The sequence below is a fragment of the Bacillus sp. TCT6 genome (assembly GCF_056033845.1).
Map to the genome: position 1 here is coordinate 4,699,604 of NZ_JBVYHX010000001.1, position 26,920 is coordinate 4,726,523.

Here is a 26,920-nt window from a genome sequence, read left to right on the forward strand (position 1 = left end):
AGCAAAATTACGATTGGAAAGAAGTTAAATCATATATTCGTCCTTTGTTGTTGCCAGTATAGGCCAGATTTAGTGTGTGGAGAATTCTGTTTACAACCATACCTGACGAAACATGGAGAAACTCTTTCAAATTACCGTTCGTACATGTCGTACTAATGAGCAATGCATAATCTCGTATAGCACCCTCATGTGCCACTTTTGAAAAATCTTTACAACTTGTACAACGCCACCCCTTCTTAACTTTAACCATTGGAATAACTAAGCATTTCTCACATTGTACTCCATTTAGCAACTCCTCTTTTTCTATTTTATATTGCTCAAGTATATTTTGTTGAAGTGGAGAATGCTCCGCTATTATTTGATGAATGAGCCTATCTACATTATCTATAACTTTTTTCTTATATTTACTTTCAAACCACTTTATTTTATGAGGTAGATTTGCACTATGAATAATTGTATGAAGAAGATTGTCATCTGAAGATTTTATAATGGTACGAGGCGAGCTAATAACAACGAGGGACTCGATTGGAAGACTAGAAGAAAATCCATGTAAGCTTAACCATTTTTTAAGTTGTATTTCCTGCCTTTTTATTTGTAAAACAGGGTCTGGAAATCCCTCTGAATTTCCTTCTGTTATTCGGATAAGTTGATTAAACTTTGTATCAAATATTAATGTACCTGCTATATTTTTTATCTCAAGAAACAGAAGAAACTTTGTGGAAATGATAATAGTATCAATTTGAAAGTATTGATCATGATTAGATAAGCGAACATCATGTAAAACACTGTACTCTTTCTCAGAAATAAAACTAAGTGGATAATCAATCGCTTGCTCCCCTTTATACCCCGCCATGTGTTTTGCCAAGTTTTCTCCAATTATATTTCGTTTCGGATGATATACAGGTAACCTTCTAAGAAGCGCTTCTAACTGTCTTATATAAATCGGTATTTTTCTTTCTTTCACAATCACCTCAAACACCCCTTTACAAATATATCAACGATTTTTTCAATATATCTATCACAACTAGCAATATATCAACGATTTTTCCAATATATCTATCATAACTCACAATATATCAACGATTTTTCTAATATATCGATCGGTCGACAATATCCGACACTACCTCACTTCAATCACTCACAGCATATCCTAGAAATACATCTTCAGCAAAAACTTAAAATCGCATTTCCTCATAAAAAAAACCATAACCCGATCCTCCAGCAAAGTTATGGTTTTTATCCTACAACGCCACTCTACCTATAACTTTGCCGTGAATTCCACAAAATCCATTTGTGCCTATACCAACTTTCACCTTTTTCACAATGAAACTATATACGTTAAAATCGTTTCATAACGCTATTACTTCCGCATACCTACACTTTATATAATAACGGTACAGTTCAAACAACGTACTGTACAAATATATGTGGGGGGATTAACTATGAACGAAGCGTTACTATTAGTCGACATACAAAATGATTACTTTGAAGGTGGCAATATGGAATTACATCAACCTGAAAAAGCCGCACAAAAAGCGAAAGAAGTTTTGAGAGTATTTCGCGAAAAGCATAAAACAGTTATTCACGTACAACATATTGCGAACAACGAAGGGGCTACTTTCTTCTTACCCGATACAGTAGGTGTTCAAATTTATGATGATGTACAACCGATTGCTAACGAAAGAGTCATTCAAAAACATCATCCTAACAGTTTTTTAAGAACAAATTTATTAGAAACATTAAAGACAGAGAAAATAGACCAACTAGTCATTTGCGGTATGATGACTCATGTATGTATTGATGCAACAGTACGCGCTGCCAGTGACTTCGGATTTCAATGTATTGTAATTGAAGATGCTTGTACAACAAAAGATTTAGAATTTCAAGGAAATCTAATCCCCGCAGTACACGCTCATCAATCGTTCATGAGTGCATTAGAGTTTGGTGATATTTATGCAACAGTCATGTCAGCAAACTGTTTTATAAACAAGAGCAAATAAAAAATTACAGTTCAAAAAAAAGAAAGGATAAGTATCTTATTCTTTCTTTTTTTCCATTGTCTTAATGACAGTATTTATACGATAATCACCATAATGTAAAACATCTGCAAGAGTCTCTTCTAATTGCTGATGCGAAGATGTGTGAAGAGTCATGACATAGCACCCATCGCCGCTTATACGATACATTTCAGTAATTACGTCCGTTTTTTCAAAAAATTTTTGAATTTGATTATGATAGTGCGGTGCATGCAAAAATAGTGTAACAAAGGTCATAATAGATCCTTCTAGCTTAGCCCTATCGATATTTATCGTATATTTTTGAATGACACCTGCCTCTTCTAATTTATGAATTCGTTTCCCGACAGCCTGACCAGTCAAATGTACTATCTCCCCAATTTCCTTCCAGTTCATTCTAGCGTTTTCTTGTAGTAATTGTATAATCTTAAAATCTGTTGAATCAAACATGGACATCCCCTTCCTATACGAAACGAATTCTATAAAATCTTCATTTCCCCTACAGTTTAGCTCGAAAATTTTGCAATACAATCGATTGGCTCCATTAGGAATTACATTATTGTTAGCGACTTTCCTTCTTCATTACAATGTATTTGTTGGATTACTCGTAGGCACTACAACAAGCTAGCGATTTTTTATAAATATGAACATTTTTTAGGAATTAGTTTATCTTTTTTTAATGTTTTATTTAGAGGCAGTTTATAGTCGGGTATTAACATAAGAAACGTAGCAACTAAGTTCATATATGACGCACTGCTACTATAATCGCAAACCGTACTACTTAAAATCATAAAATAAGGAGACGATAAAACATGAACAAAAAAACAAAAGCACTATCATCCGTACTGCTCGGATTCACATTAGCATTAACAGGGTGTGCTGGTACTAAAGCTGAAGAAAATCCTAGTAAACAAAAACAAGAACAAGTTGCTAAAGAAACAAAAAAGGAAAATAAATTAACTAAAGGGCAAAAAATGGCTAATATTCTTAGCAAGACAAATTGGCAAGGTACACGAGTGTATGACAAAGATAAGAATGACTTAACAAAAGAGAATGCAAACTTCATTGGTCTTGCAAAATATGATGCGAAGTCAGGCAGATATGAATTTTTTGATGCTAAAACAGGTGCAAGTCGTGGCGATAAAGGAACTTTCTTTGTCACAAATGATGGGAAGAAGAGAATATTAATTTCAGAATCAATGAAGTATCAAGCTGTCGTTGACATGACAAAACTAAATAAAAATGTATTTACTTATAAACGAATGGGGAAAGACGCTAACGGTAAAGATGTAGAAGTTTTCGTTGAACATGTTCCATATAAAGAAAAAGAACTTTCTTTCACTGATCCGGACAAGCAGCTGAACACGACTACAGGAGATATTGTTAAAAATGTTGATGGAGATAAAATTTTAGGCGGTACCCTTTGGCACGGAACAAAGGTATTAGACGAAGCTGGTAACGATGTAACACAATTTAATTCGAATTTTATAAGTCTAGCAAAATTTGATGACAAATCTAATAAATATGAGTTCTTCAATAGCGAAACAGGTCAAAGCCGCGGTGATTATGGCTACTTCGATGTTGTACATGAAAATAAAATAAGAGCCCATGTTTCAATTGGAAATAATAAATATGGTGCTGCTCTTGAACTTACTGAACTAAATAAGAATAAATTTACGTATAAAAGAACTGGTAAAGACCAAGCTGGTAAGGATATAACTATATTCGTTGAACATGAACCTTATAAAGGGGATATGAAACCACAATTTAGCTTTTAAAAACGTTTAATTAAAGATCCTGTACTGAGTTGCAAGATCTTTCTTAAGACAAAATCATTTATGATTCTCTTGAAAGAAATCGTCTCATATCTCCCCTCAACACTTCAGCTTAATTGTTGAATATAACAACTTTAAAAAGCCTTACTACACATAAATTGTAGTAAGGCTCTGACTATTTAAGATAAACATTAAACGACTTCATTATCTCTATACAAATAAAGTTTAGCAAATAACGTTACTATCTCCTCCAAAGAAAAGAAACCTTATTTCAACTTTCCTATTGATAAGTTAACACGGTAGTTCCCGTATTTTAATAGTCGTCCTAGAAAGTTATCTAAGTCTTCGTTGGAAGCAAAATGTGTTTTTAATAAATAACACCCCTCACCACTTATACGGTGTACTTCAGAAATCCCTTCTTCTCCTTGAAAGAAATTCATAAACTCTTGGTGATTAGCCGTTGTTACGAACAAAGTAACAAATGCAGTCACTACTTGTCCTAATTTGATTCGGTTTATTGCAATTGTATACTGTTCAATAATCCCTAAATCCTCTAATCTTCGAATTCGATTTCCTACAGCTTGCCCCGTCATATGTATTTTTTGGCCAAGTTCTTTCCATTGTATTCTTGAGTTTTCTCCTAATAATTTCAGTATCTCAAAATCTGTTTGATCAATGATATAAACCAATCCTTTCACCGTGAAAGTAGAAAGCCCGAAAGTGTTTCGCCAACTTATTCTGCTTATCGATACAATTCACTATACTTAGTTTATCCTCTTACATCACATTATTTATCAGCTATATTTACTTATAACACAGAGGACACAACAAAAAAATACATCTAGATTTAAAGGAGGTTACAAATATGTTATTACAAGAAATTCTATCGTTCAATGAACATTTTGTAGAAAATAAGGAATACGCTCCTCGTGAAGCGACAAAAATGCCTAAAAAACGTATGGTTGTTGTTTCTTGCATGGATGCTCGTTTAATTGAGCTACTTCCAAAAGCTTTAGATATACACGATGGTGATGCAAAGGTTATCAGAAATGCAGGTGGTAAAATTGCTTCTGCTTTCGATAGTGTTATGCAAAGTGTTGTAGCATCAGTATACGATTTAAATGCAGATGAAATCTTCCTTATTGGACATCATAGATGTGGCGCGAGCCAAACGAATCCAAAAGGAACACTTCAAAAAATATTAGATCGCGGAGTAGCTTCATCAGAAATTTTATCAGCAATTGAATATGCTGGTATTGACCTTGAAAAATGGTTATTCGGATTCGATGATGTTTGCGACTCAACGCAAGCTAATGTTGATTTAGTAAGAAATCATCCACTTATCCCAAAAGATGTTCCTGTACATGGTTTAGTTATTGACCCTCACACAGGTAAATTAGATGTAGTGGTTGATGGATATAAAGCGTTAAATAGTAAAACAAAATAATAATTATCACGTATATGAAGGGAAGTTATGAGATATGAAAAAACAAGTATTAGATATGAATAGACAAGAAGCTACGCAAAAAATTTTAGCGGCAAAAATTGAAAAAGGGTTAACTTGGGAAGAAATTGCAAAAGTAAGTGAACACTCTGAGACTTGGGTTGTAACAGCGTTATTAGGACAAGCTACAATGACACGTCCAGAAGCAGAAAAAATTGGTAAACTATTAAAATTAGATGAAGAAGTAGTTCAATCATTAACAGTAGTTCCACTTCGCGGCCAAGTGATGGAAATGCCTCCTACGGACCCGATTGCATATCGTTTATATGAAATGATGTTACAATATGCACCAACTATTAGAGAGTTAATCTTAGAAAAAGCGGGCGAAGGTGTAATGAGTGCGATTAACTTCAACCTAGGTGTGGATACACAAGAAGATCCAAAAGGTGGCGATCCTCGTATCGTGATTACACTTAATGGGAAATTCTTACCATTCCGTACATGGTAATTAATTAAAAATCTATCTATATAATTAAAATAATTTTATAGATTTAATAAATCTATCCTTTTTAATCTAACTGTGTAGAAAGGATGGATTTTTACTATGAGATTCTTTTTCGGCAAAGGAGAATAATATGAATAAAAAACACTTTGATACGAGTTTTAGTATTCTACAATGGTTTGTGTTTCTATTAGCAAATGCAATTGCGTTACCTATCATTATTGGTGGCATATTCCATTTACCAATAGAGGATGTCTCAACATTAATGCAGCGGACTTTTTTAGTCGTGGGAGTAAGTTCGTTTCTACAAGTGTGGTTTGGGCATCGTTACCCCATTGCGGACGGGCCAGCCGGTTCATGGGTAAGTATATTTGTCATATTGGGACAAGTCGCTATGCATCAGGGACAAAGTGCAAAAGACGTATTGCAACTTTTAGAAGGCGGATTAATTATTGCAGGTATATTACTCTTCTTTCTTGGTATAACAGGGCTTGTTCATCGAATCTTACGCTTATTTACACCCTTGGTTACAGGAACCTTTCTTTTAATATTATCTCTTCAGCTTAGTGGTGTGTTACTAAAAGGAATGATAGGATTACAAGGATCTGCAACCCATCCTGACTATACAACAACTACTATTGCTCTCTTTGTTTTTGCCCTTATTACTTTCTTATCAATTAAAGGGAAAGGATGGATGAAAAGTTACGCTGTGTTACTTGGAATTTCATGTGGTTGGCTTTTGTATGCAGTATTAGGAAAATCATCTCATATCCCTTCGCATACAACGCTAGTTAAGTTACCAGAGATATTTGCTTGGGGCACACCTAGATTCGATATTGGAATGACTCTAACTGCAACTTTATTTACATTTCTTTTAGTTGCAAATACAATCGCTGCTATTTCGGCTGTAAAACAAGTGGCTCCATTATCTAAAGAAAATGAAAAGCAAACACTGAACCGTGGTGTATGGGTCGGAGGTATATCACATATTATCTCGTCGTTGTTCTCTACAATTGGAATTGTACCATTACCTGCATCAGCAGGATTTATCCAACTAACAGGACAAAGAAAAGTGAAGTCGTTCCTTATAGCAAGTCTTATATTAGCAGGAATTTCTTTTATTCCCTCAATTGTAAACTTTATATCCTTGCTACCAGGACCTATTGCTAATGCTGCACTTTTAGCTACATTTGTCCAAGTAATAGGCATTTCATTTCAATCCATTTTACGTGAAGAATTAAATCAATGCCGATTAACTATATTAGGAATTTCATTATTAATCAGTTTGGGAATATTGTTTCTTCCAGAAAGTGCATTTAGCGGAGTTCCTTCTTCCTTACAATATGTTTTAAGTAATGGCTTACTTGTGGGTACCATGCTTGTCATTCTATTAGAACAATTTTGGAAAGAGTAAAAAGCGCCCTACTTATAGGGCGCTTTTTTTATAACTAATGACTAATACTAGCAGTTGGATATAATGTTGTTCCTCCAATTGAAACTTTTATTTCATTTGTTAATGGAACGTTTTGTTCATTAATAATTGTTCTCCACCATTCCCATGCAAGACCTGTACATTCTCTTGCTACAATTTTTATATTTTTTGAGTTCGGTGGAAGAGGGATAACTGTAGAGTAATGAGCCGTTTTGTCTTTTCCGCTACCATCCCATGTTTTATGTGTTAGTACTTCGTTACCCTTTTGGTCAAATGTGAATTCATCCCAAGATACATCAAATTGAGCAACGTAAGCACCGTAATGATCAAGTGTCATTTTAGCACTTGAATATTCTGTAGTTGTCGTCTCAATATAATCTGTATTGTTATGAACAGCGGCAGTTGCATTATCTTTTAAGAAAGTGCTTGTATATGAAATTGGATATGCTGGATTTTTAAGACTTAATTCAGCATTATCTTTAATGATATTTCGGATTTCATTGAAATCTTTAGTAACAACCTTGTTATGCTCTTTCGCATCTCCGCCTAATACTACAGCAGTAAAGGTACTTTCTTCAAAAATATCTTTATACTGTCCACTCGTTTCGACGCTGTTATTCTTAAGTAAGGCTTTAAAAGCAGCTTGTACATCTTTACTCTTAGATGTTGTTTCTAATTTTACATAAACGGTTCTACCATAAGCTACATTTGAAACCATAACAGGTGGAGCCGAATTACTTACACCTTTCCGAGTTAACTCGTCAAAAGTAACACTATTATCAAAAAGATCGGATGGATTGTTAGGTAGTTCAGCACTTACCGTATAAAATATTTGCTTATATGCCGCTACCATCACTTTCTTCTCTCCATTTGCAACCGCATTAAAATCAATGTTTAGACTGTTATCAAGATATTTAGCGTTAACATTAAGAGCACTTGCTATTTGTGATTTACTATAAACCATAGATTCTGTATACTGCATTCTTGCAGGTAACGTATGTGTTGTAGAATACTTTTCATTCCAAGTAGATACTAAATCGTCTACTGCTCCAGCTACATTACCATATGTCGGATTTTGAACAGTGATTGTATTTTCTTTTCTCATGCCAGGTAAGTCTATACTAATATTCAAAGGCTTTCTCTTAGCCACTAATAAACTTGGTTGATTGTCTGCAAAAGCTTTATTTGCAAGTTGTACAGCTCCTGGATACGTGCGATTCACTACAGAATCAATAATTGAAATATCGACTGGTGACGTTGTAAGTGATTTTTTCTCGCGTTCCACTACTACAAATTTACCATTTGAATTGATACTTTCTTTCGGAACAAAACTCTCTACTTTATCACCATTTACAGCTAAAACCTCTTGATTATTATATTTAAGATTTGCTATACCAGTATCAATGCCACTAGCATTTTTAGTTACATCAGTTACATTACTTGCTTGTGTTTCTGCGAAGGAAATAGATGAATAATTAATAGTGCATAAACTAACTAATAAACATGCAAGGAACTTTCTTCTTTTAGTGTTTTTCTTAATATTCAGAAAAATCACCCCGTTCTTTTTTTAGTAAAATATGATAATGATTGATAAATGATAGCTAATTAATAAACTTACATAAATGCTTTTAAAAGTTCTTGAATTAACGGGATTACGCCACCTACAAATTTTAAAACTGCCATTGCGATTTCCATATTATTTCCTCCTTTTTCTTGCTACGATAATGTGGTTTATCTTTATGCCCTCATTATAGTGACACCTTACACTTTTATCAATACACTCTGATATGCAATATTACATATCAAAAACAAACTGAATTCTTTTAAAAAGTTATACAGAGATATTTTTTTCGTTTGGTACATACTTGAAAAGGTGAAGCATTCTTTTGCATTTTATGAGTAATCACATAAAAAAAGTTGCTGCCTATAAAATACAGACAGCAACTTCAACTAGAGTGTCTTGCATAATCTACGCAAGACATTTTATAACTAATAAACTGCTATTGGCCCATAAGGACCATTAATAATTTCTATTTTTGTTTCAAAAATATCTGTCAAAAGTGTTGGATCCATAACCTCTTCTACTGTTCCAAAAGCAGCAATTTGTCCATCTTTCATAGCACAAATTTTATCAGAGTATTTAGCCGCAAAATTTATGTCATGCATGACAGTCAAAATTGTTCGTCCAAATTCATTAGCTGCACGTCTCAAATGCTCCATCATTTGAACAGAACGAGCAACATCAAGGTTGTTCAAAGGTTCGTCCAAAAGTACATATTCCGTCTCTTGGCACAATACCATCGCTACATATGCCCTTTGTCTTTGACCACCAGAAAGCTCATCTAAGTATCTATTCTCTAAACTAGTTAAATCTAAGAAATCAATATATTTAGAAATGATAACCTCATCTTCTTTAGTCAATCTTCCCTTTGAATAAGGAAAGCGCCCAAATCCAACTAATTGTCTAACAGTAAGCCTAGTTACAAAATGATTTTCTTGTCGCAATATAGTCAAAATTTTTGCTAAGTCTTTTGATTTGGATTCAGAAACATCCATATTTGCTACCTGAATTTGACCTTCATCCATATCTAAAAGTCTTCCAATCATCAAAAGTGTCGTAGACTTTCCAGCGCCATTTGGTCCAATTAAAGAAGTAAAGCCTGCTTTTGGTATTTCAATATCCAAAGGTCCTATCTTCACCTTATCAGTATAGAACTTTTTAACATTATCAATTTTTATCATAAAGCCCTCTTCCTTAAAACTATAGTTAAGAATATGATTCCACCAAATAATTCAATAATAACTGAAACTACACCTTGAGCATGGAATACATGATACATTAAAAAGTATGCACTCGTCATTATTAAAAATCCTATAGCAAAAGCCATCGGAAAAATGTATCTATGATCATAAGTTGACGCTGCCTGATAACTCAAAGTTGCTACTAAAAAGCCGTAGAAAGTAAGTGGTCCAATTAGAGCTGTTGAAATGGACATCAAAATAGCTACTAATACAAGCGTATAAATTACACTAGGTTGATATTTAACACCAAAAGAAGTAGCAACATCTTTTCCTAGTGACAAAACATTCAAATTCTTAGAATGAGCCAAAATTAATACTGCTACAATTATGATCATAGGAATTACAATAGGAAAATATGCAGGATCTGCATGATTAACAGAACCAAATAATCTTGCTTGTAAAATATCAAATTCTGAAGGCGCAAGTAGTTTTCTCATGAAAGTTGACACTGAATTTAGCCCGGTACCAATAATAATTCCAACTAAAAGCATAAGTTGTAAATTCCCGTATTTACCGGAAAGTAACCATCCATAAAGTATCAAACTCATGAAGACCATAACAACAACTTGGAATAAAAATGATCCAATTCCATTAAAATTTATTAATGCACTAGCACCAAAGAAGAATATTGTACTCGTTTGAATTGCTGAATAAAGTGATTCGAAACCTAAAAGCGATGGAGTAATAATTTTATTATTCGTAATAGATTGGAAAGCAACTGTCGACAAGCTATGGCAAACTGCAGCGATAATCATTGCAACAATAGCTACTATCCTTCTCTTAACGACTGGGATAAAAGAAGGTGAATCTATCGGAACTGGATTGTTATAAACTAAAAGTCCATATGAAGAAAGGAGACCTAAAGCAATCAATGTAATCAGTAAAATCCAATAACGTCTTGCTTCCTTCTTAGACCGAAAAGCGCTAGCTGATCTACTTTCATTATGAAGGCTAGAATCGATTTCGACATTTTCTTTTTTTCTATATTCTAATGTGATCATCGTAGCCTCCTTGGTTTTCTTTGTCTCAATAAAATAGTAATAAACACGACTGCTCCCACTGTTGCAAGTATTAAAGAAACAGGTAATTCAAAAGGCTGTATAATTGTTCGAGAAATGATGTCACAGGCAGTTATTGACCCCATTCCGATCACACAAACCCAAGGTAAATTACTCCTAAGATCATCACCTCTAAACATTGAAACGATATTTGGCACAATTAATCCTAAGAAAGGTAAGTGTCCAATAACAGCTGCAACAATTCCAACTGCAACAGATATAAGAGCAGTCCCAAAAAGAACAATTCTATTGTAATTAACTCCAAGGCTTGTTGCGACATCTTCTCCTAGTCCAGCTAAAGTCAATCTATTAGCATACATAAAAATAAGAAAAGTAATGATAACAATCAGCCATAAATATTCATATCTTCCTACCTGAACGTTCGCAAATGAACCTACGAACCAAGTTTCAATACTTTGCGTCTTTTGAAAAAGGAGTCCCAAAAAAGTAGACACTGCAGAAATAACTGCTCCAAGCATCAATCCAATAATCGGGACAATTAAAGACGAACGAAGCTTAACTCTTCTTAAAAATAGAAAAAAAATCATAGTTCCTATAAAAGAAAAAATGATTGCACCAGTCATTCTTTGCACTAAAGTTGGGGCAGGAAATAGTAAATACACAAAAAGCAGGCCTAAGCCTGACCATTCAATAGTCCCTGTTGTAGTAGGTTCAACAAAGCGATTCTGTGTAATGAGTTGCATTACGAGCCCTGCCATCGCCATTGCAGCTCCAGTAAGCATTAATGCAACTGTTCTTGGAACACGAGTGATGAAAAACATCTCCATTCCGTCCTCTTGTCCACGTATATCATAAACTCCAGTAAACAGTGATATAATCCCTAAAATTAGAACAACTATAATCGCTATTATAAAAGGTTTTGTCCATAATTTATTGTGATTATAAAACTGGGGTTGAGAAATATTCTCAACCCTAGAAATTATATTTTTTGACACTGCTTCGTACTCCTTTACACTACTTAGCTAAAGTTTTTGAAATATTTCCAAATAACTCTATATAAGTTTGAATTGATTCATTTGTGTAAGTATCTTCTGGTGCATAAATAACCTGGTTTTTAGAAACAGCAGTTGTGTTTTGAAGAGCAGGTGATTTAGAAATAACATCCTTAGCTGGAGCTGAAGTGGCTGCATCAGATGTTGCAGCATCACGATCTAATACGAAAATCCAATCAGGATTTGTTTGTGCAATAGCTTCAACAGAAACGTCGTCACCTTTATGACCTGCAGTAGAATTTGAAACTTCTAATGCTGGAGTCCAACCGAAAATTTCATACATTGGTCCCCAAACACGACCAGAGTGCGGCGCAGCAAAACCGATATTCCCACCAGTAACGATAACACTCATAACTTTATCTTTTCCGTTATAAGCAGATTTTGCGTTTTCAATAGATTTATCAAAATCAGCTACTAATTTTTTAGCTTCTTTATCTTTATCAAAGATTTTCCCTAAAGTAACTGTAGAATCTTTAAGTCCTTTTACTAAGTTTTCGCCAGGCTTAGTAGCCTTCTCAGATACATCAACATTAAGATCAATAACAGCTGCATTTGGTACTAATTTTTTGATTTCTTCGTAATGACCAGCAAATCTTTGACCAACGATTACAAGTTCAGGATTTGCAGCTGCAATAATTTCAAGATTTGGTTCACGGTGATTTCCAATGTTTTGAACTGAATCATCCTTTTTATATGCTGAATCTGCAGGCATGATATCCTTTGGAGCAGCCGCTAATTTAATTCCCCAATCAGATAAAGTTTCAAAAGTTCTGTTATCCAAAGCAACTACATTCTTTGGGTTTACAGGGACTTTAACAGTTCCATGAGCATCAGTGATTTCAACCGTTTTTGTCTTATCACTACCATTATCTTTATTAGCCTTTGACTCTTTAGTATCATTACTTGGATTTGAGCAAGCTACTAACATTAAAGTAAAAATTGCTAGAATACTCACTAATTTTAAAAGCATAGATTTTTTCATATGTATACTCCTTATAGTGTAATTTATTTCGAAAATGATGACATCCATAGATTGAATTAGAAATTAACTTTTATTCAATTGAATCGCTATTGATAATCATTTTCATTTGAACATCCTGTTAATTAGTATAGTCATTAATTCTGTGAAAATCTTGTGAATGGTGTGAATTCATAAAATCAGGCACCAAAAGTAATATGTGAATTCAGGCGTGTTGATTAATCATGATTTCCTCTACAAAACACGCTCATTAATAGCTAATATTTTTATAATCCATTTTTTTACGTCTTTTAATACTTCTAAGAAACTATTTGATTATTAGATTCAATAGAAAAAAGAGTAAAACTGAATGAAACAGTTTTACTCTTTTTTCTATTACCTTATTTTATCATTCAATCATTGAATAACCTCTACCATGTATCGTTTGAATATATCTTTCTTTCTTCTCGCACTTTAACTTTTTTCTTACATACCCAATATATAAATCTACTACATTTGGATTTACTACTACGTTATATCCCCAAACCTGATTCAAAAGCATTTCACGGCTCAATATTGTATTTTTATTCTTGATTAAAAATACAAGTAAATCGTACTCGCGCTTAGTAAGCGAGAGATTTTCGCCACCTTTTTTCACAATATTACTAGATGCATCAACAAAGAGATCTTTAAACTGAAAAAAATTCGTCTCATTTTGCTGGTTACAATCACTTCTCCTTAAAATAGCTTGAACCCTTGCTACTAATTCTTCTTTCACAAATGGTTTTCTTATATAATCATCTGCACCTGCTTGTAGCCCTGCCACGCAATCCTCGCTAGAAATATTGTCGGTCACAATAATTATCGGTGTCGTTTTAACAAGTCGTATTTGTCTGCAAATTTCCGGTCCCGATATACTTAATGAATCCCAATCCAATACGATAATATCCCAATCTTGTTCATATATTATATTTAAACCTTCGTTTTCATTGTGAAGTTTTAAAATGAAATAGCCTTCTTGCGTTAGACCGCTTACGATTTTCTTCGCTAAAGACCTTTCATTCTTAATTACTAACACCTGCCTCACCGATGGTTCACCTCTACTTCAATATAACTTATTTAGATAAAAAAATTATCCCGAAAAAACAATTTAAGATTTATAAATTTAAGATTCCTAAATAATCCATTAAAACAGCTTATTAGGAGAACTCTATATAATCTTACAATAGGTATGGTTAAAAACACAAAACATATGAAGATTGTAATAAATTAAAATTTTAATACAAACTCACCAGTTGGGCGTTTACTAGCAGCTATAGTACCTCCCTACTTATCATCAATAACCATTTTTTTATTCTCTGTTTCAAGGATACCGTCCCATCAACTTCAGCATTCTATAAAACCACAAACAAAAAAACCATAACCTCGCCAACCTGGCAAAGTTATGGTTCATATCATAAAAAATAAAAAAACCACCAAATATGTATTGGTGGAGACGGTGGGAGTCGAACCCACGTCCAAAAATATCGGCACTTAAGCTTCTACGAGTGTAGTCGATATATTAGCATTTCGCGAACTCTTCGGCCTATCGACAGGCTTCCAAGTTGCTAGTCTGATTGTTCTCTTCCTTCGCCCTCAGACGGCGAACTCCGGCGTAGTCCACTTAGTTTGAGTCCCTTACCCTACCACATGGACGATGGAGGGAGGAACCTTTAGTGCAATTAAGCAGCTAAAGAAAGATTGTTTTGTTTGCCAATTATAGGCTTTGACGTTTTAACGAGGCCGATCCCCTCGACTCGCAACCTAAGCTCGAACTATCCCTGTCGAATCCGTAACGTCCCCATGATAAAAATGGAGCATACGAAGAAAATATCGTGATAGCTACTAAGAGCTGTTTTTCAATGTGCAACAACCTTACATAAGTTATTATAACATACGCGCGCCGTTTTACAAATGTAAATATCTGTATTACATCTTTTGACGATCACGGAACACGCGTGCAATTTCACGTTTCGCTTCTTTCTCTTTTAAATCGTGACGTTTATCATATTGTTTCTTACCTTTTGCTAAACCAAGTGCCATTTTTGCAAATCCATTTTTCAAATAGATTCTAAGTGGAACTAATGCGTAACCTGTTTCTTTTGCAGCGCCCGCTAGCTTATCAATTTCTTTTTTATGAAGAAGTAATTTTCTCGTACGAAGTGGATCATGGTTGAAACGATTCCCTTGTTCGTATGTATTAATGTGCATATTATGAACCCATACTTCACCATTATGTATACGTGCAAACGCATCTTTCAAGTTCACGCGACCAGCGCGAATCGACTTAATTTCCGTTCCTTGAAGGACAAGCCCTGCCTCGTATGTTTCTTCGATGAAATAATCATGAAATGCTTTTTTATTTTGTGCAATAACCTTACCTGTACCCTTTGGCATATAACGTCCCTCCTCTATTTTTACTATTGTAACAAATGTTAATAAAAAGCGAAAGTGGCTCGCTCAGAATGTGAGGTGGATGGAGCTTCTGACCTTGAGGCGCTCTTTGCCTCTCGGGAAGAAGTGAAGCCGCCAAACATTCTAGCCACTGTAGCTGGATTCCATTAAAAGCGAAAGTGGCTCGCTCAGAATGTGAGGTGGATGGAGCTTCTGACCTTGAGGCGCTCTTTGCCTCTCGGGAAGAAGTGAAGCCGCCGAACATTCTAGCCACTGTAGCTGGATTCCATTAGAAAGCGAAAGTGGCTCGCTCTCAAGCCACTAATAAAAAAAGAAAAAGCCTCGCTTTTCATCAAAGCGAAGCCATCCTTTTCTTACTTACGCTTTTTCTTTTTCTTCTTGAATCCTGGTACGTTTTCGAAGAATCCTTTTTTCTTCTTGCCATTACCATCTTTTTTCCCTGGCTGACTAGCAGACGTGGATGCTGTTGCTGATGCGGATCCTCTTCCTGTGCTTTTACCTTTGCCACCACGGTCAAACTTTCTACCTGTGCCACGTTCACCGCCGCGCTCATTACTGCGCTCGCTACGTCCACCGCGTTTCTTTCTGCCTGTTCTTGGCTGCTCGATAACGACTGGACGATCTTTGAACTTACGACGAGGTGTACCTTTCATGCCAACGATTTCAAAGTCGATTGCACGCTCGTCTTTATTTACGTTAATAACACGAATTGTAATTTCGTCACCGATGCGGAATACGTTTCCTGTACGCTCTCCGATCATAGCGAAATGCTGCTCGTCATAACGGTAGTAATCATCCGTTAAGTAGCTAACGTGTACAAGACCTTCAATTGTATTTGGAAGCTCTACGAATAAACCGAAGTTTGTTACAGAGCTAATCATACCGTCATACTCTTCACCGATCTTATCAACCATATACTCTGCTTTTTTCATCTCATCTGTTTCACGCTCTGCTTCAACAGCACGGCGTTCCATATTAGAAGAGTGCTCTGCAATCTCAGGTAATTTTTCACGCCATTTTGCTTGCGTTTCATTGTCGACTTTACCATTAATAATGTATTCACGAATTAATCTATGAACAATTGTATCTGGGTAACGACGAATTGGTGATGTGAAATGTGTGTAGAACTCAGTTGATAAACCGAAATGCCCTAAACTATCCGCATCGTAACGAGCTTGCTTCATAGAACGAAGCATAACCGTTGAAATAACTACTTCTTCAGGCTGTCCTTGAACCATTTCAAGAATTTGTTGCAGCGCACGAGGGTGTACTTCATTCGCACGTCCTTTTACCGCATATCCGAAGTTCGTTACAAACTCGAAGAAACGCTCAAGCTTATCTTCTTTCGGATCTTCATGGACACGGTACATAAACGGTACGTTCATCCAGTGGAAGTGCTCTGCTACTGTTTCATTCGCAACAAGCATAAATTCTTCAATTAACTTCTCTGATACAGAACGATCGCGCATAACAACATCAGTCGGTTTTCCTTCTTCATCTACTAATACTTTCGCTTCTTTAAAGTCAAAGTCAATTGCACCACGGCGCATACGTTTTTCACGTAGAATTTGTGCCAATTGACCCATCTCTTTAAACATCGGTACTAATGGCTCATAACGCTTAATTAACTCTTCGTCCTCATCTTCTAAAATGCTTCTTACGTCAGCATACGTCATACGCTCTGTCGTTTTAATCACACTTTGGAAAATCTCGTGTTTAACAACATCACCTAAGTTGTTGATTTCCATTTCACAAGATAATGTCAGACGGTCTACTTTCGGATTTAATGAGCAAATACCGTTAGATAGACGATGTGGAATCATCGGAATTACACGGTCAACAAGATACACACTCGTCGCTCTTTCCGCTGCTTCTACATCAATTGGAGAACCTTCTTGAACGTAATGACTTACATCCGCAATGTGAACGCCAAGCTTGTAGTTACCGTTCTCAAGCTTCGTTACTGTAACAGCATCATCTAAGTCTTTCGCGTCTGCACCATCAATCGTTACGATCATTTGATCACGTAAATCACGACGATCCTTTAAATCTTCTTCTGAAATCGTTTCTGGTACACTGTTTGCATGCTCCATCACTTCTTCAGGGAATGCTAAAGGTAAATGATGTTTATGAATGACAGATAAAATATCTACTCCTGGATCATTTTTATGACCTAGAATTTGAATAACTTCACCTTCTGCGCTTAAACGGTTTTCTGGATAGCTCGTAATTTTCACAACTACTTTATGACCTTCTACAGCACCCATTGATGCACTTTTCAAGATAAAGATATCACTCGTCCAGCGCTTATTGTCAGGTATAACAAATCCAAAGTTTTTCGATTCTGTATATGTACCAACAAGTTCTTTCGTTCCACGCTCTAAAATGCGTACAATTGAACCTTCTTGACGTGAACCGCTCGATTGAGAACTAAGGCGTGCTAATACTGTATCGCCATGAAGTGCACCGTTTAATTCTGTAGGAGGGATGAAAAGATCATCGTCTCCAGTTTTCTTCTCTTCTGGCACAACGAAAGCAAAGCCACGTGCATGTCCAATTAACTTACCTCGTACTAAATTCATCTTTTCAGGAAGACCGTATCGATTACTACGTGTACGAATAACAAGTCCCTTCTCTTCCATCATTACAAGTGCTTTTACAAAATCTTTAAAGCCCTCAGAACCTTCAATTCCAAATGCCTCTTCTAACTCTTGTATCGTTAGCGGTTTATACGCTTCTTCTCTCATAAATAATAACAACTTATCAATATGTTCTTGTGTGATTTCTTCCAAGCAAAAATACCTCCTTTAAAACCTTATATTATTTAGTGTATCCGAAAGATAGGGGATGTATAAAGCGAAACTTCAATACTCCCCTTATGATTTTTACAGTTTTCACAAAAAATTCCTTATGAAAAAAAGAGGCAACTAGATCTTACCAATCTAGTTGCTCCAAGAAGTTATATACATCCTCATGTAGCTCGTCACGTTGTTTATCAAGTGTAATGACATGCGTAGAGTCTTCATACCATTTAATGTCTTTTAACGTAGATTCTACACCGTTATAAATAATGTTAGCACTATCTGTATTAATCATTTCGTCATGACGTGCTTGTACAACAAATGTTGGTGCATAAATCATATCCACATTGTTACGTACGTCAGCAATTAATTGTTGTAATGCTTTTAATGTATTCATCGGTGTCTTTTGGAATTCCAGCATTTCTTGTTCGATTTGCTCTGGTGACTTTTGCTCACGCTTTTTATATTCGCGGGCATATGCCAATATACCTTGGTACATCGTTTCTTCGCTCTTAATATACATCGGTGCACACATTGGTACTACACCTAAAACCGGTACTGTATAACCTAATTTTAAAGAAAATACGCCGCCAAGTGACAATCCAACAACAGCAATTTTCTCAAAACCTTTATCTTTTAAAAGCTGATATGCCTCCGTTACATCTTGCCACCAATCTTCAGGACCTGTATGAACAAGCTCTTCTGGTGGTACACCGTGCCCTTTATAAATTGGCGCATGACAAGTGTAGCCTTTCTTCTCTAAGAAACGCCCTAACATACGTACATCAGCTGAGTTCCCTGTGAATCCATGTAGTAATAAAACAGCGCGGTCTCCACCCTCAAATGTAAATGGTTTCGGAGATGCTAATTTCATCATGTACTTCTCCTCTTTCTCTTCTGTAATCTAGTCGTATTCTTTCTATATCTAGTGTACCATATTTATATTTCTATAATCTAATTAGAAACATCTTTCAAATGGCAAAACAAAAAAGAAGAACCATTAGTACATCTTACTAACGCTTCTTCTTTCAATTCTATAAGTTTAAGTACGTAACAGCAATTGTTAATACAAAGAACAATACAGCTAAAACAATTGTGATACGGTTTAATACTGCTTCAATTCCACGTGCTTTTTGCTTACCAAATAATTGCTCTGCACCGCCTGAAATTGCACCTGAAAGGCCTGAGCTATTACTAGACTGCATAAGTACCATAACAATCATTAAAATCGATACAGTAATAAGTAAAACGGATAATAACGTATGCACTTGGCGTACCTCCTACAAAGATTCAGTTATTGTAACTGTAGCATAAATCCTATAGAAAAGCGAGAGCTATAGAGTCGCTCCCGCTTTTCTTCCATTACATAAACATCATTGCAAATAACGGTCCAAGTAAACATGTCAAAATTGCTGTTAATGTCATTGTTACCGATCCAATAACACCTTCATGTTCGTTATTTTTCATCGCTCTCATAACGCCCATAATATGAGAAGCACATCCAAATCCGATACCTTTACCAACTGAGTTTGTAACACGGCTCCATTTTAATAAGAGAGGTCCTGTAATCGTTCCAGTAATACCTGCGATAACAACGAAAGCTGCTGTTAAGGAAGGTACACCACCAACTTGTTCAGAAACGCTCATCGCAACTGGCATTGTCACCGATTTTGGTAAAGACGATAAGATTAAGCTTTTATCTGTTCCCATAAGTGAAGCAATGGCAAAATCACTAGCGATTGCAACTGTTGTACCTACTAATACCCCGCCGGCAATCGGTACAACATACTTTTGCAGAACATGACGTTGTTTATAAAGAGGAATTGCAAATGCTACAACACCAGGTCCAAGTAGCTTTGCAATCCAGCCACCACCACTTTCCATATAATGTTGATATGGTATATCAAGCACGATAAATAGGAAAGCCATTAATCCTGTTGCTACAAGCATTGGAATGGTGAATGGTGTTGGAAATAATTTATAGATTTTTTTAGATAATTGATATAATAGCACCGTAAAAAGAACCCAACCGATTCCGATTAATATTTGGCTCATCGCGACTCTCTTTCCTTCCTATTCGCAAGATATTGTCCTGTATGTCCTGCGACAATAATAATTAAAAATGTACTCGCTACAACTGTAATGAAAAGAGAAATTCCTTTACTCATAAAAAAAGCACCGTAATTCATTAGGCCAAGCGTTGGCGGAATTAATAAAAACGGCATAATAGCAACGAGTGTTTCTGCTCCTAAATCGAACCATTTCACTGGAAGAACTTTTAGGCTAAGTAAAACAAGTAAGAGGAACATTCCAATCAAACTTCCTGGAATCGGAATATTTAATATTTCTTGCACCCAAGTTCCAACCATATAAAACACGTAAAGAGCAGCAATTTGGACAAGAATCTTTGTAAATTTCATGTTCATCATCCCTCATGTTTATACGATCTTCTGTTAATATCTTTATCATAGTATAAATTGTAAAAAGCTGCAATTTATCAACTTGACAGCAAAAACAGCCTATGTTACACGCTTACAACCTTGATATGACTGCATTTTCAAACGAAAATTATGTCAAAAACCTTGACCTAATATAAAAAGTTTTTATTTTCTGAATTTAAAAGACTATTATTTCAATAAAATAATCTTTTTATCCTTAAACTTACATATATATAAAGTGAAACTTTAATCATTGAGGTTTTCCTCATCCCCATTAATTATTAGCCCTCACCAAGCGGATTTGTACTGGATAAACAAGATAGGTGGTGAACATATGCCCAAAAAAGTTCTCATTTTTTGTGATCCTGGGATTGATGATACGATGGCTCTCCTCTTAGCATTCTTTATCGATGAAATAGAAATCGTCGGTATCGTTGCTGATTACGGCAATGTTCCAAAAAAAATGGCCGTAGAAAATGCTCATTTTTTTAATAACGAAACAAAGAATAGAAATATCAAGATATTCGGTGGTTCAGAACGTCCCCTTACTGGTGCCCCACCTGCGTTTTTTACGGATGTACATGGGAAACAGGGGCTTGGTCCAATTATTCCAAAGGTGAATGTGACTAACGGAGAAATGGAGAATTTTTTTGAAGTCATTCCTCTTATTGAACAGTATAAAGATGAATTAATCATTGTAAGTTTAGGAAGACTTACCTCCCTAGCAATTTTATTCATCGTATGTAAACAGTTAATGAAGCAAGTTAAATCTTACTACGTAATGGGCGGTGCCTTTTTACATCCTGGTAATGTTACCCCTATTTCCGAAGCAAACTTTTATGGCGATCCTACTGCCGCTAATATAGTCCTCCAATCTACAGCTAACATGCACATATACCCATTAAACGTCACCCAATATTCCGTCATTACACCCGAGATGGCGGAGTATATTGAAACAAAAGGAAAAGCCCCACTTGTCAAACCTTTATTCGATCATTATTACTACGGATATTATAAAGACGCCCTACCACATTTAAAGGGTAGCCCCTTCCATGACACAATGCCAATACTCGCTTTACTTGATAACTCTATGTTTACCTATCACAAATCACCTATCGTTGTCATGACAGAATCTTATGCGCAGGGGGCAAGCATTGGAGAATTTCGCTCTTTAGGAGAATCTAAGCCATTTATTGATTGGCCGAGTCATCAAATCGCAATTGATTTTGATTATAACCGCTTCTTCAAACATTTCATGTCACTTATGACGGGCGAACAATTTTAGCATAAAAAACAGACCGTGATTTCTCACGGTCTGTCGTTATTTTCTACAATTATCGTTTGATGTTATAGAAAGATTTGATACCATCGTAAACAGCGATTTCGCCTAGTTCGTCTTCGATGCGTAATAATTGGTTGTACTTAGCAATACGGTCAGTACGGCTCATAGAACCAGTTTTGATTTGGCCAGCGTTAGTTGCAACTGCGATGTCAGCAATTGTAGCATCTTCAGTTTCACCAGAACGGTGAGATACAACTGCTGTGTAACCAGCACGTTTAGCCATTTCGATAGCTTCGAAAGTCTCAGTTAAAGTACCGATTTGGTTAACTTTAATTAAGATTGAGTTAGAGATACCTTTTTCGATACCTTCAGCAAGTTTTTGAGTGTTAGTTACGAATAAATCGTCACCAACTAATTGTACTTTATCACCGATACGCTCAGTTAATAATTTGTGACCATCCCAGTCGTTTTCGTCTAAACCATCTTCGATAGAGATGATTGGGAAGTCTTTGCAAAGCTCTTCGTAGAAATCAACCATTTCTGCAGAAGTTAAGCCAGTACGGCCTTCGCCTGCAAGGTCATATTTACCAGTTTCTTTGTTGTAGAACTCAGAAGAAGCAACGTCCATTCCTAAGAATACGTTCTCGCCAGCTTTGTAACCAGCTTTTTCGATAGCTTCGATGATTACTTCTAAAGCTTCACGGTTAGAACCAAGGTTTGGAGCGAATCCACCTTCGTCACCTACTGCAGTGTTAAGACCTTTGTCATGTAATACAGCTTTAAGTGCATGGAATACTTCAGCACCCATACGGATTGATTCTTTGAATGTTGGAGCACCAACTGGTAAGATCATGAACTCTTGGAAGTCAACGTTGTTATCAGCGTGAGAACCACCGTTGATGATGTTCATCATTGGAGTTGGTAATTGTTTTGCATTGAATCCACCAAGGTAACGGTATAATGGAAGACCTACGAAGTCAGCTGCTGCGTGAGCTACTGCCATAGATACACCAAGGATAGCGTTAGCGCCTAGTTTACCTTTGTTTGGAGTGCCGTCTAATTCGATCATAGCACGGTCGATACCAGCTTGGTCAGTTACATCGAAACCAGCGATTTCTGGAGCGATAATTTCGTTAACGTTGTTTACTGCGTTAACAACACCTTTACCAAGGTAACGAGATTTGTCACCGTCACGTAATTCTACTGCTTCGTGCTCACCAGTAGATGCACCACTTGGTACGATAGCGCGTCCGAAAGCACCGCTTTCTGTGTAAACTTCTACTTCTACAGTTGGGTTACCACGAGAGTCAAGGACTTCGCGAGCATAAACATCAATAATTGTTGACATAATAAATTCTCTCCTTTTTATATAAGCAAATTATTTAATAATTGTTTTACCTGTCATTTCTTTCGGTTGTTCCACATTTAAAAGTGTAAGCATTGTTGGAGCGATATCTCCTAAAATACCACCTTCACGAAGCTCTACATCATTTTTTGTAACGATGAAAGGAACCGGGTTAGTTGTATGAGCTGTCATCGGCTCGCCATCAGCAGTTAACTCCTGATCGGCATTACCATGGTCAGCAGTAATAAGTGCTACACCATCTTTTGCAAGAATCGCTTCTACAACTTTTCCTAAACATTCGTCAGTTGCTTCTACTGCTTTAATTGTTGGTTCCATCATCCCAGAATGGCCAACCATATCACAGTTTGCAAAGTTAAGAATGATAACATCATGTTTATCATTTTCGATTTCATTTACTAAAGCGTCCGTTACTTCGTAAATGCTCATTTCAGGTTTCAAGTCATACGTTGCAACCTTCGGTGAGTTAATTAAGATACGCTCTTCTCCTGGGAATTCAGCCTCACGACCACCGCTAAAGAAGAATGTAACGTGCGGATACTTTTCGGTTTCCGCGATGCGAAGTTGCTTTAATCCCGCTTGCGCAACAACTTCACCTAAAGTGTTATCAAGGTTCATTGGCTTGAATGCCACGTAACCATTCACAGTTTCACTGAAGTGTGTCATACATACGAATTCTGGAATGTGAGGTACTTTTTCACCACGATCGAACTCACGGAAGTCTTCGTTTGTAAATACACGAGCAATTTGAATTGCACGGTCTGGACGGAAGTTATAGAAGATAACTGCATCATCATCATTGATTGTTGCAACTGGCGTGTTATCTTCGTTAACAATTACAGACGGCAATACGAATTCATCATAGATACCGTTCGCATAAGAGTCTTCTACACACTCTTCTGCTGATTTATAAGTAGGGCCTTCACCATTCACCATAGCACTGTAACATTTTTCTACGCGATCCCAACGCTTGTCACGGTCCATGGAGTAATAACGACCAGAGATAGTCGCGAATTGTCCTACTCCTGTTTCTTTAATTACTTCATTTGCTGCATCGATATAACCTTTTGCTGTTTGTGGTCCAACATCGCGGCCGTCTAAGAACGCATGGATGTAAACTTTCTCCACACCTTCTTTTGCTGCTAAGCGAAGAAGAGCAAACATATGGTTCATGTGACTGTGCACACCACCATCAGAAAGTAAACCGAATAAATGAAGAGCAGTACCTTTTTCTTTTACGCTTTTAATTGCATTTTGGAATGTTTCGTTCTGATCGAACTCACCTTCACGAATTGCAACGTTTACGCGTGTTAAGCTTTGATATACTATGCGGCCAGCACCAATATTTAAGTGACCAACCTCAGAGTTACCCATTTGACCTTCTGGAAGACCTACTTCCTCACCACAAGCTGTAAGCGTTGTATGAGGGAATTTGTTCCAGTAACCATCAAAATTAGGTTTCTTAGCTTGTGCTACAGCATTCCCGTGAGTTTCTTCACGAAGTCCGAAACCGTCAAGGATGATTAAAGCTGTTGGCTTTCTCATTTTACCGCCCCCAGAAGACCTAAGAACGAAGCAGGCTCTAAGCTAGCACCGCCAACTAAAGCGCCGTCGATGTCAGATTGTGCCATATACTCTTTAATGTTTTCTGGTTTTACGCTACCGCCGTATTGAATACGAACAGCTTCTGCAGCTTCTGGAGAAACAGCTTCTGCAACAACTTTACGGATGTGCGCACATACTTCATTTGCATCTGCAGAAGAAGAAGATTTACCTGTACCGATAGCCCAGATAGGCTCATAAGCGATAACAGTTGCTTTAACTTGCTCTTCTGTTAAACCTGCAAGTGCTTTTGTCACTTGACCTGCTACTAGATCAAATGTTTTTCCGCTTTCGCGCTCTTCTAAAGTCTCACCACAACATACGATTGGTGTTAAACCATGTTCAAATGCTGCTAGAGTCTTTTTGTTTACTGATTCGTCTGTTTCAGCAAACATTTCACGACGCTCAGAGTGGCCAAGTACTACGTAGCCTACTTTTAAGTCGCTAAGTGCTACTGGGCTAATTTCGCCAGTGAATGCACCATTTTTTTCGAAGTGCATGTTTTGTGCACCTACTTGTAAATCAGTTCCTTCAGTTGCTGCTACAAGGCGCTCTAAGAATAGAGCTGGAGAGCAAACTACTGCATCAACAGCTGAAGCTGCTGGGATTTGACCTTTAACTTCCTCTACGAAGCTAACTGCTTCAGATAGAGTTTTATTCATTTTCCAGTTACCTGCGATAATTGGTTTACGCATGCTTTGCACCGTCCTTTTTCTTTGGCTGCTACTTATTTGTCGTTAAGACAAACTACACCTGGAAGCTCTTTACCTTCCATGAATTCTAATGACGCACCGCCGCCAGTAGAAATGTGGCTCATTTTATCAGCCATACCGAATTTTTCAACAGCTGCTGCAGAGTCACCACCGCCGATAACAGAGTATGTATCTTCTGCATCTGCTAATGCTTGTCCTACTGCTTTTGTACCTTCTGCGAATGGAGTCATTTCGAATACACCCATTGGTCCATTCCATACAACAAGCTTAGAGTTTTTAATTACATCTGCATAAATTTCACGTGTTTTAGGACCGATGTCTACGCCTTCCCAGTTAGAAGGGATAGAGTCGATACCAACGATTTGAGTTGTTGCAGTTTCAGAGAATTCCTCAGTGATTACAACATCAACTGGCATGTAGAAGTTTACGCCTTTTTCTTTTGCAAGTTGCATAAATTCTTTAGCTAGTTCAATCTTGTCGTCTTCACATAGAGATAGACCAATTTCATGACCTAAAGCTTTAACGAACGTGTAAGCAAGTCCGCCACCGATGATTAAGTTATCTACTTTGTCTAATAGATGACGAATTACACCGATTTTATCTTTTACTTTCGCACCACCAATAATAGCTGTAAATGGACGTTCTGGGTTAGAAAGTGCTTTACCTAATACATCTAACTCTTTTTCCATTAATAGACCAGATACTGCTGGTAGGTAGTCTGCGATACCTGCTGTAGAAGCGTGAGCACGGTGAGCTGCACCGAATGCATCGTTTACGAAGATGTCAGCAAGTGCTGCAAATTCTTTCGCAAGTTCTGCATCGTTCTTTTCTTCGCCCGCATAGAAACGTACGTTTTCAAGAACTAATACGTCGCCTTCGTTCATTGCTGCAACCATTTCTTGTGCAACTGGTCCGAATGCTTCGTCTGCTTTTTTAACATCTTTACCAAGAAGCTCGCCTAAACGTGCTGCTACTGGAGTAAGACGTAATTCTTCTACCGCTTGACCTTTTGGACGGCCTAAGTGGCTTGCTAAAATAACTTTCGCACCTTGCTCTACTAAATATTGAATTGTAGGAAGAGCTGCACGGATACGAGTTTCATCTGTAATTTTGCCTTCTTTCATAGGTACGTTGAAATCAACGCGGCAAAATACACGCTTACCTTTTAAATCTACGTCACGAATTGATTTTTTGTTCATTGGATTTCCCTCCGACTACTAGTTAGGATTGACAAAACCCATTCAAAAGCTTAACACATTTGCTTTTAA

General features: G+C 36.6%; 25 protein-coding genes and 1 other RNA gene. 6 read left to right on the forward strand and 20 right to left on the reverse strand.

What is annotated here, in order from left to right:
* Window positions 1-7: 7 nt before the first annotated feature.
* Window positions 8-964 carry a nuclease-related domain-containing protein gene (locus AC0ONG_RS24240; RefSeq protein ID WP_016078158.1) on the reverse strand — a complete coding sequence of 319 codons (957 nt, stop codon included), beginning with the start codon at window positions 962-964 and terminating at the stop codon, window positions 8-10.
* 478 nt (window positions 965-1,442) lie between these two features.
* Between AC0ONG_RS24240 and AC0ONG_RS24245 the strand changes: the two genes are divergently transcribed.
* Window positions 1,443-2,000, forward strand: a complete 558-nt coding sequence (locus AC0ONG_RS24245; RefSeq protein ID WP_001001093.1) for a cysteine hydrolase family protein — start codon at window positions 1,443-1,445, stop codon at window positions 1,998-2,000.
* A 36-nt stretch (window positions 2,001-2,036) separates the two neighbouring features.
* Here AC0ONG_RS24245 and AC0ONG_RS24250 read toward each other — a convergent pair whose 3' ends face one another.
* Window positions 2,037-2,465, reverse strand: a complete 429-nt coding sequence (locus AC0ONG_RS24250; protein ID WP_000460471.1) for an Lrp/AsnC family transcriptional regulator — start codon at window positions 2,463-2,465, stop codon at window positions 2,037-2,039.
* Between the two features lie 362 nt (window positions 2,466-2,827).
* On the opposite strand from AC0ONG_RS24250, the gene AC0ONG_RS24255 reads away from it, so the two are divergent.
* On the forward strand, window positions 2,828-3,793 hold the full coding sequence (locus tag AC0ONG_RS24255; protein ID WP_016099171.1) for a DUF4822 domain-containing protein: 966 nt from the start codon (window positions 2,828-2,830) through the stop codon (window positions 3,791-3,793).
* Between the two features lie 263 nt (window positions 3,794-4,056).
* Here AC0ONG_RS24255 and AC0ONG_RS24260 read toward each other — a convergent pair whose 3' ends face one another.
* The gene (locus tag AC0ONG_RS24260; protein WP_002008929.1) at window positions 4,057-4,488 is read right to left on the reverse strand and encodes an Lrp/AsnC family transcriptional regulator; all 432 of its coding nucleotides are present in this window, start codon (window positions 4,486-4,488) and stop codon (window positions 4,057-4,059) included.
* A gap of 167 nt (window positions 4,489-4,655) precedes the next feature.
* On the opposite strand from AC0ONG_RS24260, the gene AC0ONG_RS24265 reads away from it, so the two are divergent.
* The 3 genes from AC0ONG_RS24265 (at window position 4,656) to AC0ONG_RS24275 (ending at window position 7,150) form a co-directional block, all read left to right on the forward strand.
* Window positions 4,656-5,237, forward strand: coding sequence for a beta-class carbonic anhydrase (locus tag AC0ONG_RS24265; protein ID WP_000926482.1), 582 nt, complete (start codon window positions 4,656-4,658; stop codon window positions 5,235-5,237).
* A gap of 55 nt (window positions 5,238-5,292) precedes the next feature.
* Complete coding sequence (gene cynS / locus AC0ONG_RS24270) at window positions 5,293-5,742, forward strand: cyanase (protein WP_033669095.1); 450 nt, start codon at window positions 5,293-5,295, stop codon at window positions 5,740-5,742.
* A gap of 127 nt (window positions 5,743-5,869) precedes the next feature.
* The gene (locus AC0ONG_RS24275) at window positions 5,870-7,150 is read left to right on the forward strand and encodes a purine/pyrimidine permease (RefSeq protein ID WP_136996428.1); all 1,281 of its coding nucleotides are present in this window, start codon (window positions 5,870-5,872) and stop codon (window positions 7,148-7,150) included.
* A gap of 34 nt (window positions 7,151-7,184) precedes the next feature.
* Here the strand turns inward: AC0ONG_RS24275 and alo are convergent, their stop codons facing one another.
* From alo to AC0ONG_RS24340, 13 genes are all read right to left on the reverse strand, one after another.
* Window positions 7,185-8,723 (reverse strand): anthrolysin O/cereolysin O family cholesterol-dependent cytolysin Alo, encoded by a 1,539-nt coding sequence (gene alo, locus AC0ONG_RS24280; protein ID WP_000576735.1) that lies wholly within the window; start codon window positions 8,721-8,723, stop codon window positions 7,185-7,187.
* Window positions 8,724-9,157: 434 nt separating this feature from the next.
* Complete coding sequence (locus AC0ONG_RS24285; protein ID WP_000590056.1) at window positions 9,158-9,910, reverse strand: iron ABC transporter ATP-binding protein; 753 nt, start codon at window positions 9,908-9,910, stop codon at window positions 9,158-9,160.
* The gene (locus tag AC0ONG_RS24290) at window positions 9,907-10,971 is read right to left on the reverse strand and encodes an iron chelate uptake ABC transporter family permease subunit (protein WP_000631243.1); all 1,065 of its coding nucleotides are present in this window, start codon (window positions 10,969-10,971) and stop codon (window positions 9,907-9,909) included. Before AC0ONG_RS24290 ends, AC0ONG_RS24285 begins: the two co-directional genes overlap by 4 nt.
* On the reverse strand, window positions 10,968-11,984 hold the full coding sequence (locus tag AC0ONG_RS24295; protein WP_000041823.1) for an ABC transporter permease: 1,017 nt from the start codon (window positions 11,982-11,984) through the stop codon (window positions 10,968-10,970). Before AC0ONG_RS24295 ends, AC0ONG_RS24290 begins: the two co-directional genes overlap by 4 nt.
* A 19-nt stretch (window positions 11,985-12,003) precedes the next feature.
* A complete protein-coding gene (locus AC0ONG_RS24300) occupies window positions 12,004-13,023 on the reverse strand; it encodes a siderophore ABC transporter substrate-binding protein (RefSeq protein ID WP_000749440.1) in 1,020 nt (339 codons plus the stop codon).
* A 385-nt stretch (window positions 13,024-13,408) separates the two neighbouring features.
* On the reverse strand, window positions 13,409-14,086 hold the full coding sequence (locus AC0ONG_RS24305; protein WP_017763742.1) for a response regulator transcription factor: 678 nt from the start codon (window positions 14,084-14,086) through the stop codon (window positions 13,409-13,411).
* Window positions 14,087-14,486: 400 nt separating this feature from the next.
* Window positions 14,487-14,841: a transfer-messenger RNA gene (gene ssrA, locus AC0ONG_RS24310) on the reverse strand.
* A 126-nt stretch (window positions 14,842-14,967) separates the two neighbouring features.
* Entirely contained in the window at window positions 14,968-15,435 is a 468-nt protein-coding gene (gene smpB, locus AC0ONG_RS24315; protein ID WP_001123917.1) for an SsrA-binding protein, read from the reverse strand.
* 371 nt (window positions 15,436-15,806) lie between these two features.
* On the reverse strand, window positions 15,807-18,245 hold the full coding sequence (gene rnr, locus AC0ONG_RS24320) for a ribonuclease R (protein ID WP_000391343.1): 2,439 nt from the start codon (window positions 18,243-18,245) through the stop codon (window positions 15,807-15,809).
* A 142-nt stretch (window positions 18,246-18,387) separates the two neighbouring features.
* A complete protein-coding gene (estA, locus tag AC0ONG_RS24325) occupies window positions 18,388-19,128 on the reverse strand; it encodes a carboxylesterase (protein ID WP_000761976.1) in 741 nt (246 codons plus the stop codon).
* Between the two features lie 160 nt (window positions 19,129-19,288).
* Window positions 19,289-19,522, reverse strand: a complete 234-nt coding sequence (gene secG, locus AC0ONG_RS24330; RefSeq protein WP_000557266.1) for a preprotein translocase subunit SecG — start codon at window positions 19,520-19,522, stop codon at window positions 19,289-19,291.
* A gap of 94 nt (window positions 19,523-19,616) precedes the next feature.
* Window positions 19,617-20,309, reverse strand: coding sequence for an LrgB family protein (locus tag AC0ONG_RS24335; RefSeq protein WP_000078304.1), 693 nt, complete (start codon window positions 20,307-20,309; stop codon window positions 19,617-19,619).
* Complete coding sequence (locus tag AC0ONG_RS24340; RefSeq protein ID WP_000673217.1) at window positions 20,306-20,674, reverse strand: CidA/LrgA family holin-like protein; 369 nt, start codon at window positions 20,672-20,674, stop codon at window positions 20,306-20,308. The genes AC0ONG_RS24335 and AC0ONG_RS24340 overlap by 4 nt, the downstream gene beginning before the upstream one ends.
* 352 nt (window positions 20,675-21,026) lie before the next feature.
* On the opposite strand from AC0ONG_RS24340, the gene AC0ONG_RS24345 reads away from it, so the two are divergent.
* Window positions 21,027-21,977 carry a nucleoside hydrolase gene (locus AC0ONG_RS24345; RefSeq protein WP_136997761.1) on the forward strand — a complete coding sequence of 317 codons (951 nt, stop codon included), beginning with the start codon at window positions 21,027-21,029 and terminating at the stop codon, window positions 21,975-21,977.
* 49 nt (window positions 21,978-22,026) lie between these two features.
* On the opposite strand, the gene eno is transcribed toward AC0ONG_RS24345, so the two are convergent.
* Genes eno through AC0ONG_RS24365 form a run of 4 tightly spaced genes read right to left on the reverse strand, consistent with a single transcriptional unit; the run spans window position 22,027 to window position 26,851 of the window.
* Complete coding sequence (gene eno / locus AC0ONG_RS24350; protein WP_000103951.1) at window positions 22,027-23,322, reverse strand: phosphopyruvate hydratase; 1,296 nt, start codon at window positions 23,320-23,322, stop codon at window positions 22,027-22,029.
* Window positions 23,323-23,352: 30 nt separating this feature from the next.
* The gene (gene gpmI / locus AC0ONG_RS24355) at window positions 23,353-24,882 is read right to left on the reverse strand and encodes a 2,3-bisphosphoglycerate-independent phosphoglycerate mutase (protein ID WP_001231141.1); all 1,530 of its coding nucleotides are present in this window, start codon (window positions 24,880-24,882) and stop codon (window positions 23,353-23,355) included.
* A complete protein-coding gene (gene tpiA / locus AC0ONG_RS24360; RefSeq protein ID WP_001231042.1) occupies window positions 24,879-25,634 on the reverse strand; it encodes a triose-phosphate isomerase in 756 nt (251 codons plus the stop codon). Before tpiA ends, gpmI begins: the two co-directional genes overlap by 4 nt.
* 32 nt (window positions 25,635-25,666) lie before the next feature.
* On the reverse strand, window positions 25,667-26,851 hold the full coding sequence (locus tag AC0ONG_RS24365; RefSeq protein WP_001036332.1) for a phosphoglycerate kinase: 1,185 nt from the start codon (window positions 26,849-26,851) through the stop codon (window positions 25,667-25,669).
* Between the last annotated feature and the right edge of the window lie 69 nt (window positions 26,852-26,920).

What these genes read in the sequence shown, in the direction of transcription:
- AC0ONG_RS24285 (WP_000590056.1), bottom strand. Translation starts at nt 9,910, where the DNA reads ATGATAAAAATTGATAATGTTAAAAAGTTCTATACTGATAAGGTGAAG.
- AC0ONG_RS24265 (WP_000926482.1), top strand. Translation starts at nt 4,656, where the DNA reads ATGTTATTACAAGAAATTCTATCGTTCAATGAACATTTTGTAGAAAAT.
- AC0ONG_RS24300 (WP_000749440.1), bottom strand. Translation starts at nt 13,023, where the DNA reads ATGAAAAAATCTATGCTTTTAAAATTAGTGAGTATTCTAGCAATTTTT.
- tpiA (WP_001231042.1), bottom strand. Translation starts at nt 25,634, where the DNA reads ATGCGTAAACCAATTATCGCAGGTAACTGGAAAATGAATAAAACTCTA.
- AC0ONG_RS24340 (WP_000673217.1), bottom strand. Translation starts at nt 20,674, where the DNA reads ATGAAATTTACAAAGATTCTTGTCCAAATTGCTGCTCTTTACGTGTTT.
- AC0ONG_RS24275 (WP_136996428.1), top strand. Translation starts at nt 5,870, where the DNA reads ATGAATAAAAAACACTTTGATACGAGTTTTAGTATTCTACAATGGTTT.
- AC0ONG_RS24290 (WP_000631243.1), bottom strand. Translation starts at nt 10,971, where the DNA reads ATGATCACATTAGAATATAGAAAAAAAGAAAATGTCGAAATCGATTCT.
- AC0ONG_RS24250 (WP_000460471.1), bottom strand. Translation starts at nt 2,465, where the DNA reads ATGTTTGATTCAACAGATTTTAAGATTATACAATTACTACAAGAAAAC.
- AC0ONG_RS24365 (WP_001036332.1), bottom strand. Translation starts at nt 26,851, where the DNA reads ATGAACAAAAAATCAATTCGTGACGTAGATTTAAAAGGTAAGCGTGTA.
- gpmI (WP_001231141.1), bottom strand. Translation starts at nt 24,882, where the DNA reads ATGAGAAAGCCAACAGCTTTAATCATCCTTGACGGTTTCGGACTTCGT.
- estA (WP_000761976.1), bottom strand. Translation starts at nt 19,128, where the DNA reads ATGAAATTAGCATCTCCGAAACCATTTACATTTGAGGGTGGAGACCGC.
- AC0ONG_RS24255 (WP_016099171.1), top strand. Translation starts at nt 2,828, where the DNA reads ATGAACAAAAAAACAAAAGCACTATCATCCGTACTGCTCGGATTCACA.
- smpB (WP_001123917.1), bottom strand. Translation starts at nt 15,435, where the DNA reads ATGCCAAAGGGTACAGGTAAGGTTATTGCACAAAATAAAAAAGCATTT.
- AC0ONG_RS24245 (WP_001001093.1), top strand. Translation starts at nt 1,443, where the DNA reads ATGAACGAAGCGTTACTATTAGTCGACATACAAAATGATTACTTTGAA.
- cynS (WP_033669095.1), top strand. Translation starts at nt 5,293, where the DNA reads ATGAATAGACAAGAAGCTACGCAAAAAATTTTAGCGGCAAAAATTGAA.
- AC0ONG_RS24335 (WP_000078304.1), bottom strand. Translation starts at nt 20,309, where the DNA reads ATGAGCCAAATATTAATCGGAATCGGTTGGGTTCTTTTTACGGTGCTA.
- eno (WP_000103951.1), bottom strand. Translation starts at nt 23,322, where the DNA reads ATGTCAACAATTATTGATGTTTATGCTCGCGAAGTCCTTGACTCTCGT.
- AC0ONG_RS24345 (WP_136997761.1), top strand. Translation starts at nt 21,027, where the DNA reads ATGCCCAAAAAAGTTCTCATTTTTTGTGATCCTGGGATTGATGATACG.